Origin of the sequence: Micromonospora sp. C28ISP2-4, from assembly GCF_030519385.1 — a bacterium.
Taxonomy (GTDB): Bacteria; Actinomycetota; Actinomycetes; order Mycobacteriales; family Micromonosporaceae; genus Micromonospora; species Micromonospora tulbaghiae.
Genome location: NZ_JAUMKG010000001.1, coordinates 940291 through 954720, shown reverse-complemented (window position 1 = coordinate 954720; position 14430 = coordinate 940291). Strand labels below are relative to the sequence as shown.

15 protein-coding genes are annotated in these 14430 nt (G+C 73.0%); 11 read left to right on the top strand and 4 right to left on the bottom strand.

The window, feature by feature from the left end:
- The first annotated feature begins 26 nt into the window (after window positions 1–26).
- From Q3W68_RS04440 to Q3W68_RS04430, 3 genes are all read left to right on the top strand, one after another.
- A complete protein-coding gene (locus Q3W68_RS04440; RefSeq protein ID WP_302904952.1) occupies window positions 27–728 on the top strand; it encodes a cytidine deaminase in 702 nt (233 codons plus the stop codon).
- Between the two features lie 162 nt (window positions 729–890).
- Window positions 891–2171, top strand: coding sequence for a thymidine phosphorylase (locus tag Q3W68_RS04435; protein WP_302904209.1), 1281 nt, complete (start codon window positions 891–893; stop codon window positions 2169–2171).
- 101 nt (window positions 2172–2272) lie between these two features.
- Entirely contained in the window at window positions 2273–2953 is a 681-nt protein-coding gene (locus Q3W68_RS04430; RefSeq protein WP_302904208.1) for a DUF4272 domain-containing protein, read from the top strand.
- Window positions 2954–2959: 6 nt separating this feature from the next.
- Here Q3W68_RS04430 and Q3W68_RS04425 read toward each other — a convergent pair whose 3' ends face one another.
- Window positions 2960–3811, bottom strand: a complete 852-nt coding sequence (locus Q3W68_RS04425; protein WP_302904207.1) for a putative RNA methyltransferase — start codon at window positions 3809–3811, stop codon at window positions 2960–2962.
- A gap of 3 nt (window positions 3812–3814) precedes the next feature.
- Window positions 3815–4300: a MarR family winged helix-turn-helix transcriptional regulator gene (locus Q3W68_RS04420; protein ID WP_302904206.1), complete on the bottom strand. Its 486-nt coding sequence runs from the start codon at window positions 4298–4300 to the stop codon at window positions 3815–3817.
- Between the two features lie 57 nt (window positions 4301–4357).
- On the opposite strand from Q3W68_RS04420, the gene Q3W68_RS04415 reads away from it, so the two are divergent.
- The 4 genes from Q3W68_RS04415 to Q3W68_RS04400 are packed head-to-tail and all read left to right on the top strand — an operon-like array spanning window position 4358 to window position 7078.
- A complete protein-coding gene (locus Q3W68_RS04415) occupies window positions 4358–4984 on the top strand; it encodes a YitT family protein (RefSeq protein ID WP_302904205.1) in 627 nt (208 codons plus the stop codon).
- Window positions 4972–5541, top strand: coding sequence for an NADPH-dependent FMN reductase (locus Q3W68_RS04410; protein WP_302904204.1), 570 nt, complete (start codon window positions 4972–4974; stop codon window positions 5539–5541). Before Q3W68_RS04415 ends, Q3W68_RS04410 begins: the two co-directional genes overlap by 13 nt.
- Complete coding sequence (locus tag Q3W68_RS04405) at window positions 5538–5951, top strand: PPOX class F420-dependent oxidoreductase (RefSeq protein WP_302904203.1); 414 nt, start codon at window positions 5538–5540, stop codon at window positions 5949–5951. The genes Q3W68_RS04410 and Q3W68_RS04405 overlap by 4 nt, the downstream gene beginning before the upstream one ends.
- A 50-nt stretch (window positions 5952–6001) precedes the next feature.
- Window positions 6002–7078: an adenosine deaminase gene (locus Q3W68_RS04400; RefSeq protein WP_302904202.1), complete on the top strand. Its 1077-nt coding sequence runs from the start codon at window positions 6002–6004 to the stop codon at window positions 7076–7078.
- Here the strand turns inward: Q3W68_RS04400 and Q3W68_RS04395 are convergent, their stop codons facing one another.
- Window positions 7079–7345 carry a hypothetical protein gene (locus Q3W68_RS04395; RefSeq protein ID WP_228531240.1) on the bottom strand — a complete coding sequence of 89 codons (267 nt, stop codon included), beginning with the start codon at window positions 7343–7345 and terminating at the stop codon, window positions 7079–7081.
- Window positions 7346–7877: 532 nt separating this feature from the next.
- Between Q3W68_RS04395 and Q3W68_RS04390 the strand changes: the two genes are divergently transcribed.
- The 4 genes from Q3W68_RS04390 (at window position 7878) to Q3W68_RS04375 (ending at window position 13002) form a co-directional block, all read left to right on the top strand.
- Entirely contained in the window at window positions 7878–11528 is a 3651-nt protein-coding gene (locus Q3W68_RS04390; protein WP_302904201.1) for a nitrate- and nitrite sensing domain-containing protein, read from the top strand.
- A complete protein-coding gene (locus tag Q3W68_RS04385) occupies window positions 11525–11929 on the top strand; it encodes a roadblock/LC7 domain-containing protein (RefSeq protein WP_013283992.1) in 405 nt (134 codons plus the stop codon). The genes Q3W68_RS04390 and Q3W68_RS04385 overlap by 4 nt, the downstream gene beginning before the upstream one ends.
- 100 nt (window positions 11930–12029) lie before the next feature.
- Window positions 12030–12407 (top strand): DUF742 domain-containing protein, encoded by a 378-nt coding sequence (locus Q3W68_RS04380; protein WP_036345708.1) that lies wholly within the window; start codon window positions 12030–12032, stop codon window positions 12405–12407.
- A gap of 1 nt (window position 12408) precedes the next feature.
- A complete protein-coding gene (locus tag Q3W68_RS04375; protein WP_030501201.1) occupies window positions 12409–13002 on the top strand; it encodes an ATP/GTP-binding protein in 594 nt (197 codons plus the stop codon).
- 123 nt (window positions 13003–13125) lie between these two features.
- Here Q3W68_RS04375 and Q3W68_RS04370 read toward each other — a convergent pair whose 3' ends face one another.
- Window positions 13126–14346: an ABC transporter substrate-binding protein gene (locus Q3W68_RS04370; RefSeq protein ID WP_302904200.1), complete on the bottom strand. Its 1221-nt coding sequence runs from the start codon at window positions 14344–14346 to the stop codon at window positions 13126–13128.
- Window positions 14347–14430 lie beyond the last annotated feature (84 nt).

Genomic DNA, 14430 nt, shown 5'->3' with positions numbered 1-14430 from the left:
GTTAATTGGGCAGAATGGGAGTCGTGATGGAGATCGACTGGGAGCGGTTGCGTACCGCCGCCACCGAGGTCATGCGGCACGCCTACGTGCCGTACTCGAAGTTCCCGGTGGGTGCCGCCGCGCTCGTCGACGACGGCCGGGTCGTGGTCGGCTGCAACGTGGAGAACGCCGGCTACGGCGTCACGCTCTGCGCCGAGTGCGGCGTGGTCTCGCAGCTGCACGCGACCGGCGGCGGACGGATCGTGGCGCTGTCCTGCGTCGACGCCACAGGTGAGCCGCTGATGCCGTGCGGCCGCTGCCGGCAGCTGCTCTGGGAGCAGGGCGGGCCGGAGTGCCTGGTCGAGGCGAAGGGCGGGCCGCTGCGGATGGCCGAGCTGCTGCCGCACGCCTTCGACGTGGCCGACATCGAGGCGGTGACCGGCGAGCATCCGGTGCCTGTGGTGCCGGACCGGCTGGCCGCCTGGCGGGGCCGGGGCACCGTGTTCGTGCACCCCGACCTGTCCGCCGGGCAGCAGGTCTGGACGGCGTACTGGGAGCGGTCGTCCGGTCGGACCACCGATGCCGAGACCGGCGTGCTGGAGGAGGGCTCGACCTGGGACGACCCGGCCGAGGCGATCGAGTGGGGGCTGGCGCGGACGCCGCGCGTGGTCGTGGTGGACGCCTCGGGGACGATCTTCTGGGCTGGTGAGGGTGAGCCTCCGTCGGAGATTCCGGTTCGCTGGGGTTGAGTCGGTTGACGTGGGGTTGAGCTGGGGGAATCGGGCCGACCGTGCCCGGCTCCGGGCGGTCAGGCTTGATCCCTCCGCCGGTCACGGTCGGCCCGATTCCTCGACAGTCACCGTTCGCGGTCGGTGCGGCCACGCGCGATCAAATTGATTGGATCTTGAGAAGTGAGTGCTTTTACGGCGGTTGACGTCATCCGGGCCAAGCGGGACGGGGGTGTGCTGAGCGACGGGCAGATCGACTGGGTGGTCGACGCGTACACCAAGGGTGTGGTCGCCGACGAGCAGATGTCGGCGTTGGCCATGGCGATCCTGCTGCGCGGCATGACCGCGCCGGAGATCGCCCGGTGGACCGCCGCCATGATCGCCAGCGGCGAGCGGCTCGACCTGTCGCCGGTGTCCCGGCCGACTGTGGACAAGCACTCCACCGGCGGCGTCGGCGACAAGATCACCCTGCCGCTGACCCCGCTGGTGGCCGCGTGCGGCGCGGCCGTGCCGCAGTTGTCCGGCCGGGGTCTGGGCCACACCGGCGGCACGCTGGACAAGCTGGAGTCGATCCCGGGCTGGCGGGCCGCGCTCACCAACGACGAGTTCATCGCCCAGCTCCGCGACGTGGGCGCGGTGATCTGCGCGGCCGGCGACGGGCTCGCCCCGGCCGACCGCAAGCTGTACGCGCTGCGCGACGTCACCGGCACGGTCGAGGCGATCCCGCTGATCGCCAGCTCGATCATGAGTAAGAAGATCGCCGAGGGGACCGGCGCGCTGGTGCTCGACGTGAAGGTCGGCTCCGGCGCGTTCATGAAGAACGTCGACGACGCCCGCGAGCTGGCCCGCACCATGGTCGAGCTGGGCGGCGCGCACGGCGTACGGACGGTCGCCCTGCTCACCGACATGTCCACCCCGCTCGGCCTGGCGGTGGGCAACGCGGTCGAGGTGACCGAGTCGGTGGAGGTGCTCGCCGGTGGTGGTCCGGCCGACGTGGTGGAGCTGACGCTGGCGCTGGCCCGGGAGATGCTCGACGCGGCCGGCCTGCCGGACGCCGACCCGGCAGCGGCGCTGCGGGACGGCCGGGCGATGGACTCCTGGCGCACGATGATCCGGGCGCAGGGCGGTGACCCGGACGCCCCGATGCCGGTCGCGAACGAGGTCGAGGTGGTCACCGCGACCGAGGACGGCTGGGTCGCCGAGGTCGACGCGTACGCGATCGGGGTGGCCGCCTGGCGGCTGGGCGCGGGCCGGGCCCGCAAGGAGGACCCGGTGAGCATCCCGGCCGGCGTGGTGCTGCACCGGCGTCCGGGCGACCGGGTGCGCGCCGGTGACCCGCTGTTCGAGCTGCGCGCCGAGCACGCCGAGCGGATCCCGGCCGCGCTGGACGAGGCGCGCCGGGCGGTTCGGATCGCGCCGGACGCGCCGGACGCGACGCCGCTGGTCGTCGAGCGGATCGGCTGACCGGGACCGGCCATGGTGCCGGCCCGGCCGGAGCCGCTATCCTCCCAGGCCAGGGGGGATCGGCCGGCGACGAGCCGAGGTGAGCAGACAGGGGCTTGACCGTGCGCGTACCCGCTCCCGATCCCCGGGCCGTCCGGGAGGCGAGCCTGGACGAGTTGTCCCGGCTGGGTCTTCCGCTGCCGCCGCCGCAGTTCCCGCTGGTGTGGGAGCCGGGCGACGAGATCGAACTGCGTCCCACCCCGGAGATCGAGGCGCGGATCGCGGTGCTGCACGTGATCCTGGCCCGCTGCTTCGGGATGCCCGCGCAGGCGGCGATGGGCTGGCTGCTGGAGTCGCACCTGGTCGACTCGGTGACGCCGCCGGAGTGGCAGTTCGTGATGGGCGGCCGGGGCGACCACAGGTCGTTCGTGCTGCATCACGACGCGCTGTTCGCACTGGCCTGGGTGCTCGGACTCGCAAAGGAGCTGGACCCGACGGTGCCGGTGGACGAGCGGCTGGTCGAGCGGATGCCGAATCTGGTCGCGGGGGAGACGTTCGGTCAGTGGCGGGCCCGGATCCTGGCCGCGCCGCAACATCCCGGTGACGCCGCGGCCCTGCTCGACCTGCACTACTGCCTCGACTGGGCGTACCTGGAGACCGAGAAGGCCGGCCGCGCGCTGCCGGGGCTGGTGGACGCGAACGCGATCGGGCAGCGCCGGTGGGCGCTGGAGTGGGCGGTGGTGCTGCGCGGGCCGTACCACGACGAGCCGCCGGGCTGGGAAGAGGTCGACCTCTCCACCTGAGCCGGGTCAGCGCGGGCGGTGCACGCCGAGCCGGACCGAGAGCGTGACCGCGACCGGCTCGGGCAGCGCGGCGATGCGCGCGGCGAGCCGTTGCGGGTCGGCGTGCCAGGCGCTCGGTCCCATCCCGACGAGCGTGGTGACCTCGGCGCGGGTCAGCACGAGCCGGGCCCGGTGCCCGGTCGCGGACTCCTCGGTGAAGTGGGCGCCGAGGCTGCCGGCGACGCGGTCGGCCTTGTCCGGGTCCACCCGCAGCAGGTCCAGCGCGTCGACGAGTTCGGTGAGGTGGTCGGCGGCGGGGGTGACCACCAGCAGTGCGCCGCCCGGGTCGAGCACCCGGTGGAACTCCGGGCCGTTGCGCGGCGCGAACACGTTCAGCAGCACGGCGGTGGACCGGTCGGCCAGCGGCAGCCGCTGCCAGGTGTCGGCCAGCGCGGCGGCGGCCCGCGGGTGGGCCCGGGCCGCGCGGCGCAGCGCCGGCTTGGAGACGTCCAGGGCCAGGCCGGCGGCGTCCGGCAGCGCCGCCAGCACCGCCGCGAGGTAGTGCCCGGTCCCGGCGCCGGCATCGACCACCAGGGGGTACGGGCCGGAGCCCGCGACGCGTACCGCTGTGGTCGCCAGCGCGGCGGCGACGGCGTCGTAGTGGCCGGCGGCGAGGAAGCCGGCGCGGGCGGCGACCATCTCGGCGCTGTCCCCGGTGTGCGGGGCGCGGCCGGCGAGCAGGTTGACGTATCCCTGGCGGGCGATGTCGAAGCTGTGCCCGCGCGGGCAGCGCAGGGCGCGTGCGGTGCCGGCGGTGGTCTCGGCGAGCGGTTCGGCGCAGACCGGGCAGCGCAGCCGGGACAGGACGTGGTCGTCCACGGCTCAGCCCTCCGTTTCCGGGCGGCCGGTGGGGCGGCCGGTAAGGTGGCCGACCACCCGCTGGCTGAGCGTGCCGAGCACGGCCACCTCGGCCGGGGTGAGCAGGTCGATCAGGTGCCGGCGGACGGCCGCCACGTGGCCCGGCGCGGCGGCCTCGATGGCCTGGCGCCCGGCCGGGGTGAGGACGACGACCGAGCCGCGGCCGTCGGTGGCGCACTCCTCCCGGGTGACCAGGCCGCGTTGCTGCATCCGGGAGATGTGGTGGGACAGGCGGCTGCGGGACCAGAGCATCCGGTCGGCGAGTTCGCTGAGCCGTAGTCGTTGTTCAGGCGTCTCGGACAGGTCGCTCAGGACGTCGTAGTCGGGCTCGGACAGACCGGCGTCCTGCATCAGCTCCCGGGCCAGCTCCAGGTCGAGCAGGCGGCGCATGCGGCGGTAGCCGCGCCACGCGCGGTTCTCCTGCTCGTCCAGCCAGCGCGGTTCGTCCATGTGCCGATCCTACCGGTGTTGTTGACATGTCACCAAGTTGCGGCCTAGGTTGATGACATGTCAACCAAACTGCCGTCCCGGCTGGTGCGACTGTTCACCGGCCTGGCTCTCTTCGGCGTCAGCGTCGCGCTGATGGTCCGCGCCGACCTCGGGCTCGCGTCCTGGGACGTGCTGCACCAGGGCCTCGCCGACCGCACCGGCCTGCCGATGGGCCTGCTGGTCAACGGCGTGGCGCTGCTGGTGCTGCTGCTGTGGATCCCGCTGCGGCAGCGCCCGGGCGTCGGCACCGTGGCGAACGTCGCGCTCGTCGGCCTGGCCCTCGACGCGACGCTGGCAGTGCTGCCGCCAGTCGGTCCGCTCGCCGGCCGGATCGGCCTGCTGGTCGCGGGCGTCCTGCTCAACGGCCTCGCCACCGCGCTCTACCTCGGTGCCCGGCTCGGCCCCGGCCCGCGGGACGGGCTGATGACCGGTCTGGCCGCCCGCGGCCTGCCGCTCGGCCCCGCCCGCACCGGGATCGAGGTGACGGTGCTGGCGGCCGGCTGGCTGCTCGGCGGCGCCGTCGGCCCCGGCACCCTGCTCTACGCAATCGGCATCGGGCCGATCGTCGCCTGGTTCGTTCCCCGACTCACCACGCCGGCCCCGGCCGCCGCCCCGACAGGAGTGACCTCACCATGCCCCGCCTGAACGTCGTCGTCGCCAGCACCCGCCCCGGCCGGGTCGGCCGTCGCATCGGTGACTGGTTCACCGCGGCCGCCGTCCGGCACGCCGGCTTCGACGAGGTACGCCTCCTCGACCTGGCCGAGATCGGGTTGCCCTTCCACGACGAGCCGCACCACCCGTCCGAGCGGGTCTACCTGCACGAGCACACCCGCGCCTGGAGCGCCGAGATCGACGCCGCGGACGCCTTCGTCCTGGTGATGCCGGAGTACAACTACGGCTTCAGCGCGCCGCTGAAGAACGCGATCGACTACCTCTACCACGAGTGGCAGCACAAGCCGGTGGGCTTCGTCAGCTACGGCATGACCTCCGGCGGTCTGCGCGCCGTGCAGATGATCAAGCAGGTGGTCACCACGCTGAACATGACCCCGGTCAACGACCAGGTCGTGGTCTTCCTGCGGCAGGCGCTGGACGAGTCCGGCGAACTGCGACCCGACCCGGGCCGGGAGGAGGCCGCCGCGCTCATGCTGGATCAGCTCGCCCGGCTGGCCGCCGCGCTCGCGCCGCTGCGGGTGAACGCATGAACGCGCGGCTCTGGGAGCTGTTCGGCGAGCGCGGGCGCGGGGTGCTCGTCACGCTGCGCCGAGACGGCCGGCCCCAGCTGTCCAACCTCGACTACCTGGCCGAGCCGGGCCTGATCCGCTGCTCCACCACAGGTGACCGGGCCAAGGTGCGCAACCTGCGCCGCGACCCGCGGGCCAGCTTCCACGTGACCACCGCCGACGGCGGGGCGTACGCGGTCGCCGAGGGCACTGTGACGCTCACCCCACCGGCCGCCGCCACCGACGACGCGACCGTCGACGAGCTGGTCGAGGTGTACCGGCGGATCCGCGGCGAGCACCCGGACTGGGCCGCCTACCGGGCCGCCATGGTGGCCGACGGACGGGTGGTCCTGCGGCTCGCGGTGGAGCGGGTGTACGGCTGGCGGCCCTGACCGGCCCGGTCCACCGCCGCGGCCGTACCGGGGGTGACTAGGGTCTGAGCATGGTCGCAATCTCGTACGAGGACATCGTCAAGGTCCCGAAGGCGCTGCTGCACGATCACCTCGACGGCGGCCTGCGGCCCGCGACGATCGTCGAGCTGGCCGCCGAGATCGGCCACGAACTGCCCACCACCGATCCGGCGGCGCTCGGCGTCTGGTTCACCGAGGCGGCGAACTCCGGCTCGCTGGAGCGCTACCTGGAGACGTTCGCGCACACGGTGGCGGTCATGCAGACCGCCACCGCGTTGCGCCGGGTCGCCCGCGAGTGCGCGCTGGACCTGGCCGCCGACGGTGTGGTCTACGCCGAGGTGCGGTTCGCGCCGGAGCAGCACCTGGAGCAGAACCTGACCCTGGACCAGGTGGTCGACGCGGTGGTCACCGGGTTCCGGGAGGGCAGCGCGCTGGCCGCCGAGGCGGGCACCCCGATCCGGATCGGCACGCTGCTGACCGCGATGCGGCACGCGGCCCGCTCGCAGGAGATCGCCGAGCTGGCCGTACGGCACCGGGACACCGGGGTGGTCGGCTTCGACATCGCCGGCGCCGAGGCGGGCTTCCCGCCCACCCGGCACCTGGACGCGTTCGAGTACCTCCAGCGGGAGAACTTCCACTTCACCATCCACGCCGGTGAGGCGTTCGGCCTGCCGTCCATCTGGCAGGCGATCCAGTGGTGCGGCGCCGACCGGCTCGGCCACGGCGTACGCATCGTCGACGACATCACCCCGGGCAACCCGCCGGTGCTGGGCCGGCTGGCCGCGTACGTGCGGGACAAGCGCATCCCGCTGGAGCTGTGCCCGTCGTCGAACGTGCAGACCGGTGCGGCGGCCTCGATCGCCGACCACCCGATCGGGCTGCTGCGGGACCTGCGGTTCCGGGTGACGGTGAACACCGACAACCGGCTGATGAGCGGCACCTCGATGTCGCGGGAGATGGCGCTGCTGGTGGAGGCCTTCGGCTACGGCTGGAAGGAACTCCAGTGGTTCACCATCAACGCGATGAAGAGCGCGTTCATCCCGTTCGACGAGCGGCTGCGGATCATCGACGAGGTGATCAAGCCGGCGTACGCCGAGATGATCGGCTGATCACGACTGGCGGGGGTGGCCGGAGAGCAGCGCGGCCACCCCGCGCAGCACCTGCCCGGCGCGGGCCGCCTCGGCGCCCAGCCCGGTCTGCCGGCGCAGCACGGCCGGCTCGGCGCGCAGCAGCGCGACCCCGCGCCGGAGCAGCACCCGGGGCGCCTTGCGCTGCTCGGCGAGATCCCGGGCGAGGCGGCGCAGGAACGTCGCGCCGCGCGGGCGGCGCAGCGCGTACGCCCCGGCGAGCAGCCCGAGCCGCCGGCACTCGGCCACGATCTCGGCCGCGAAGATCCCCTCGGCTACGAAGATTGGCGATCCGTCGACATCGAATGGCCGGGTGGCTACCCGACGGTCTGCGCCGATCGCATAAACCGGCACTTCGGCCTTGCCCTCTCGGGCCAGTCGGGCGATTGTTTGCACCGCCGTGTCCGCATCCCAGGACAAGGGGGACTCCCAATCCACCTGTCCGTTTCGGCGCGGGCACGTAGGGTCATCGCCGTCCTTGTAGAAGTCGTCCAGGCAGAGCACCGGAAGTCCGGTTCGCTGGGCTATGTATGACTTTCCCGACCCGGAGGGGCCGGCGAGCAAGACGACGCGGTGCGGGTGTTCCATTACCTTCAGTGACTCCGGCCAGACGGATTGCTATCAAATTGCATCAACATCTCATCACACCTCCGGTGAGGGACAACCTGGTCTTTCTCTTTGCGGAGCGGCGTGATGGAATCTCGGAGGTCCGACCCGCCGGGTCGGACGCTCGGCGTTGCCCTCAGGGTGGCGCGGAGCGCGGTAATGCGAGGGCGGTGACGTGAGCAAACGGCCAACGACGGCGGGCTCCTTCCTGTCGCGGCTGCGCCGGCCGATGAGTCGGCTGCGCGACATGCCGATCTGGTCCAAGCTCGGTCTGATCATGATCGTGCCGACCATCGCCACGGTCGTGGTGGGCACCAGTGGTCTGGTCGACCACCTGGAGACGCTCAACAATGCCAACCGGGCGGGGGATCTGGCCAACCTGATCGGCTACTCGGGTGACCTGGTCGACACCGTGCAGGACGAGCGGGTCGGCGCCGTGCTCTTCCTCGGCGCGAAGGAGTTCCAGACCCGGGCGCAGTACCAGGAGGGCTACAACCGCGCCAACCAGCGGGTGGACCAGGCGAAGTCGCCCTACCTGCGGCAGCGTGGCGAGATCGACGACCTGCCCCGCAACTTCGTCGGGCTGCTGGACACGATCGACACCCAGCTCAAGGACCTGCCGGCGACCCGCAGCCAGGTGCTGAACGGCAAGCTCAAGATCAATGACGCCGACCAGGCGTACCGGCAGCTCATCGAGGACCTGCTCGCCATCCGCGACTCGGCCACCCAGCTCGCCGGCAACAACGACCTGAGCGACCGGATGCGCGCGGCGGCCGCCGTGGCCCGGCAGAAGGAATACCTGACCCAGCGCCGGGTCGTCGTCCACCAGGCGCTCACCCAGAACCAGTACACCGCCGCGCTGCGCGAGCAGTTCATCGCCAGTGGCACCGGGCAGTCGCAGTCGCTGGCGACCTTCCAGGCCGTCGCCACCGAGCCCGACAAGCTGTTCTACGAGCAGACCGTCTCCGGGCCCGACCTGCGCAAGGCCGACCGCTTCACCAGCTTCATCTCGGGCAACAACAACGGCTCGATGGAGAACGCCCCGTTCGGGTCGGACCAGTGGGACCAGACGATGGTCGCCAACGCCAAGCTGATCCGGACCGTGGAGGGCCGGCTCGACGGCAACGTGGTCCGGCAGGCCGACGCGCTGCGTTCGGACACCCAGCGCCAGGTGTTCCTGGAGACCGGTCTCCTGCTCACCATGCTGCTGCTGGCCATCCTGTTCGCGTACCTGGTGGCCCGCTCGATGGCCCGCTCGCTGCGCGACCTGCGCCAGGGCGCCCTGGCGGTGGCCCAGTACGGGCTGCCACAGGCGGTCGCCCGGCTGCGCGACCCGCAGGTGACCGGCCAGCTCTCCCCGGTGCAACTGGCGAACCAGATCGCCGAGCCGCTGCCGGTGCGCAGCAAGGACGAGTTCGGCCAGGTGACCGAGGCGTTCAACGCCGTCCACCTGGAGGCCGTCCGGACCGCCGCCGAGCAGGCCGCCCTGCGGGCGTCGGTCGCGACCATGTTCGTCAACCTGGCCCGCCGCTCGCAGATCCTGGTCGACCGGCTGATCGGCCACCTCGACCGGCTGGAGCGCGGCGAGGAGGACCCGGACCGCCTGGCCGAGCTGTTCCAGCTCGACCACCTGGCCACCCGGATGCGCCGCAACGACGAGAACCTGCTGGTCCTCGCCGGCGCGGACTCCACCCGTGTGCAGCGCGAGCCCGCCGCCCTGATCGACGTGCTCCGCGCCGCCCAGTCCGAGGTCGAGCACTACACCCGGATCGAGTTCGGCGTCATCGACCGGGACATCGAGGTCGCCGCCCACGCGGTCAACGACCTGGTGCACCTGGTCGCCGAGCTGTTCGACAACGCCACCGCCTTCTCCCCGCCGGACTCGCAGGTCATGGTGGAGGCCCGGCGGGTCGGCGACCGCGCCTCCCTCTACGTGGAGGACCGCGGCATCGGCATCAGCCCGGAGCAGCTCCGTGACCTCAACGAGCGGCTGGCCACGCCGCCGCAGGTGGACGTCGCTGTCTCCCGGATGATGGGCCTGGTCGTGGTCGCCCGGCTGGCCGCCCGGCACGGTGTCCGGGTCGAGCTGCGACCGGGCGCCGACCGGGGCACCGTCGCCGACGTGACGCTGCCGACCTCGGTCCTGGTCCCGCGTGCCCTGGCCGGCCGTGGTCCGGGCGCGCCGGCCCTGCCGCCCGCCGCCCCGCAGCAGAGCGGACCGACGCCCGCCTTCGGCGCCCTGGCGGCCTTCGGCAACAACAACCCGCCGGGCCTGCCGCCGGCGCCGCACCCGGGCTCCTCGGGCAACCAGGTCACGCTCGGCGGACGTGCCTTCGACCCGGCGCCGCGCAACGGCTCGGGCACCCCGGCGAACGCCGGTGGCGGCCGGGCCATGCCGGCCTGGTCCGACCTCACCGGCGCCAACCCGTCCGGTGGGGACGGCGGATTCGGCTCCCGGCCGTCGAACGGCCAGGGATTCGAGCCGCTGCCGCAGCGGCGCAACCCGGGCGAGGGTGACCCGGGCACCAGCGGCCAGCAGCCGGCGATCCCGCGCCAGCTGCCGAGCAGCCCGGAGGCGCGGCCCTACAGCCCGCCGCCGGTCTCCGCGCCACCGGTCCCGCCGGTGTCCGCGCCGCCGCTGCCCCCGGTCTCCGGCGCACCGGCCTCCGGCAACCCGCTGCCGTACCGCCCGGTCTCGGCCGCGCCGGTCTCCGGCGACCCGTTCTCGGGCCGTCCGGTCTCCGCTGCGCCGGTCTCCGGCGACCCGCTGCCGTACCGTCCGGTCTCGGCCGCGCCGGTCTCCGGGCACCCCGTGTCGGCCGCTCCGGTCTCCGGACAGCCCGCCGCCGGTCACCCGGCCTCCGCGCCGCCGGCGAACCAGCCGCAGGCGCGCCCGATGCCCGCTCCGGGTGTCAGCGCGCCGCCGGTCTGGCCTCCGGTCGCGCCGACGCCCGCCCCGGCGCCGGAACGGCCGGCGAGCGGCATGGACATGACCACCGAGCTGCCCCGGGTGCCGCGCACGGAAATGCCGGCCACCCCGCAGCCGACGGCCGGCCAGCCGTCCGCCGCCCCGGCCGCGAGCCGGCCGTCCGAGGCCCGGCCCGCCACCCCGGCGGCGCCGGTGTCGCGGCCGGCCACCCCGCAGCAGGCGGGCAACCGCCAGCGGTACGCGGACGAGACGATGGAGCTGCCGATCTTCCGGGAGCTGGAGTCGGCGTGGTTCCGCACCCGCCGGCCCGGGCCCAACGAGGAGTCGGCGGCACCGGCCGCGACGACGAACGGTGGTGCCGCCACCCAGCAGTTCGCCAAGGTGGACACGGCCGGCCGGCCCGTGCCGCAGACGACACCCGCAACGACAGGTAACACACCGATGGCACACACTCCGACGGCCGGCGGAGCACCGCGTGACAACGGCGCGGCGAACGGGAACACCCGTCCCGCGTACACCGGCGGGTTGCCCACCCGGCAGCCGGCCGCGTCGCCGCAGTCCTCCTCCCCGTGGCAGACGGCGGCCGACGACGGCTGGCGCGCCGCCTCGGCGGCCACCGAGGTCCCGGTTGCGGAGACCACCCGGAAGGGCCTGCCGAAGCGGACGCCGATGGCGCAGCTCGTGCCGGGCAGCATCGACAAGCCTTCTGCGTCGGTGCAGCGGCGTACACCGGAGGGGGTCCGGGGCCTGCTCTCGGCCTACCATCGGGGCGTGCAGCGCGGGCGTAACACCGACAGCAACACGACCGGCCCGGAGGGCACTCCGGGCGGGCAGCAGTCCTCGCAGTCTGACTCAGGCCCGGTGGCCGGGAGCGGGCAGAAGGAGCAACAAGGATGACTACTACGCAGGATCTCGGATGGCTGCTCGCCAACTTCGCCGACCGGGTGCCCGGTGTGGCGCACGCGGTCGCGGTCTCGGCCGACGGCCTGCTTCTCGCCTCGTCCCGTGACCTTCCGCGGGACCGCGCCGACCAGCTCGCCGCGATCGCGTCCGGTCTGGTCAGCCTCACCCAGGGCGCGGCCCGCTGCTTCGAGGGCGGAGCGGTGTTGCAGACAGTCGTCGAGATGGACAACGGCTTCCTGTTCCTGATGTCCATCTCGGACGGTTCGTCGTTCGCGGTGCTGGCGGCGCGGAGCTGCGACGTGGGTCAGGTCGGGTACGAGATGGCCCTGCTCGTGGACCGGGTGGGCGATGCCCTGACACCGCAGCCGCGCACGGCTGTGGGGATGATGGGCTGAATGACGCGCTGGCCGGTGGGTCAGGTGCGGGAACAACTACGACAGCGACGAATGTCACCGGGGCGAGCCGGTGCCGGGTACGAGGGAGGTGAGCGGCGACATGGTGGATCGTGACGAGCCGACCGGCGCGTTGGTCCGGCCGTACGCCGTCACCCGCGGTCGTACCCGTCCCCGGCTCGACATCGCCCTGGAGGCACTCGTCGAGACGACGGTGCGCGGCCGAGCGGTTGCCACTGGCAATGGTGGCCACGGTCGTGAACACCAGTACATCGCCGCGTTGTGTGACGGACGTGTGCAGTCGCTCGCCGAGATCGCGGCGCGGATGCAGCTTCCGCTCGGCGTGGCCCGGGTGCTCATCGCCGACATGGCGACGGACGGCCTGGTCGCGGTCCACGAGCCGACCATTTTGGACGACTCCGACGACGCGGTGGGCACTGAACTGCTGGAGAGGGTGCTGAGTGGACTTCGCAGGCTCTGACATGTCGCACCGGCCGCCGGCCCCGAGCGGCCGAGTGACGTCGGCGAAGATCGTTATCGCCGGTGGGTTCGGCGTCGGCAAGACGACGCTGGTCGGCTCGGTCTCCGAGATCACGCCGCTTACCACGGAGGCGATCATGACCTCCGCCGGTGTCGGCGTCGACGACACCCGGCAGGTGCCGGGTAAGACGACGACCACGGTGGCGATGGACTTCGGTCGTATTTCGATCGACCGGGATCTGATCCTGTACCTGTTCGGTACGCCGGGTCAGACGCGGTTCTGGTTCATGTGGGACGAGTTGGTCCGGGGTGCGATCGGCGCGGTGGTGCTCGTCGACACCCGGCGGCTCGCCGACTGCTTCGCCGCCATCGACTTCTTCGAGCACCGGCGGCTGCCGTACCTGGTGGCCATCAACTGCTTCGACGGCATGCAGTACCACGATCCGCAGGACGTCCGGGACGCGCTGGCGATCTCCCGCGACGTGCCGGTGGTGCCGTGCGACGCCCGTAACCGGGAGTCCACGAAGCACGTGCTGATCTCGCTGGTCGAGTACGTGCTCACCATGCGGCGCTCGCGGGCCGTCGCGCCCGCCTGACCGACGCGCGGAAGCGCCCGGCGGCCTCAGGGCCACCGGGCGCTTCCTGCCGTCCGGGGTCGGACACGGTACGCGACCACCCGGTGACCGTCCAGCGGGACGGTCACCGGGTGATGTTGGAAATCAGGCGTAGCGGGTCCAGGTGCCCCGGAACACCTGGTACACGGAGAGCGAGTCGGGTTCCATGCCGCCGTGCCGGTCGGCGCGGAACGCGTACCCGCCGGCGATGCCCTCGACCGTCTGCGCCTGGAGGAGGGCCCGCAGCCGGCCCCGGTCGAGGCTCGTCGCCATCCGCGCCGACGTGGCGACGAGCTGGAGCGCGTCCGAGGCGTACGGGGCGAAGTCCGGGCTGACGCCGTGCCGCTGCGTGTAGCGGTTGACGAAGTCCCGGCGGGCCAGCTGCGCCGTCGTGGTGGCGGTGGCCGCGGAGATGTCCAGGCAGGCCGGGTGGACCGCGTACGCGCCCTCCACGGCGGCGGCGTTCGCCCCCTGGACGGTGTCGTCGGCGACCGCGCCGGCGTCGAAGAAGATCGGGCCGCGGTGGCCGGCGGCGCGTAGCTCCCGCGCCGCCACACCGGAGTCGGGTGCGGTACCCCACACCACCACGCCGTCCCGCTGGCTACCGGCGACGCGCTCGGCGGCGGCACGGAAGCGGCGGCCGGTCGCCGGCAGGCGTACCGTGCGGTCCAGGTCGGTGGTGCTGTCGGCGAGTGCCTCCCGCATCGCCCGCACACCCGAGTCGCCGTGCAGGCCGTCGGCGGCGAGCACCGACACCCGCCGGATCCGCTTGGACTCGAACAGCTCCACCAGGCGGCTCGCCATGTCGACGGCGTCCGGGGTGAGCTTGTAGGTGAACGTGCGCTCGTCCAGCGGCAGCGCGATGCGGTCGCCGTAGCCGAGCGACAGGAAGGGCGTCTTGACCCGCTGGGCGGCCGCCGCGAGGGCCATCGAGGTCTCGCCGAGTACGCCGCCGATGAGCGCCTGCGCGCCGGCCCGGGTGAGGTCGGCGGCGTGGCGGGCGGCAACCGCGGGATTGCTGCCGTTGTCCAGGATCTGGAGCCGGACCGACCGGACCAGGTTCCCGACCGGTACGCCGGTGCGGTTCAGCGAGTCGGCGGTGAGCTGGAGGGCCTGCCGCTGGGCGACGCCGAGCAGCGACCCGGAGCCGGTCAGCTCCAGACTCGCGCCGACGATCAGATCCTGGTCGCTCGGCGCGCTGCTGGACGGGCCGTCGTCCGGCCGCTGGCCCTGCGGCGCGCAACCGGCGAGCAGCAGGCTCCCGGCAGCGGCGGCGAGGACGCCCCGCCGGGTGAGCACAGTGGAGTCGAACGCCGGTGTCGCCAATGGAATCGCCTTCCCACCCCGGCGAACAGGCGCCGCCGCTGGTCCGCCGGGTATGTTCCCGGCCGGTCCAGCCCAGCGTCAAAT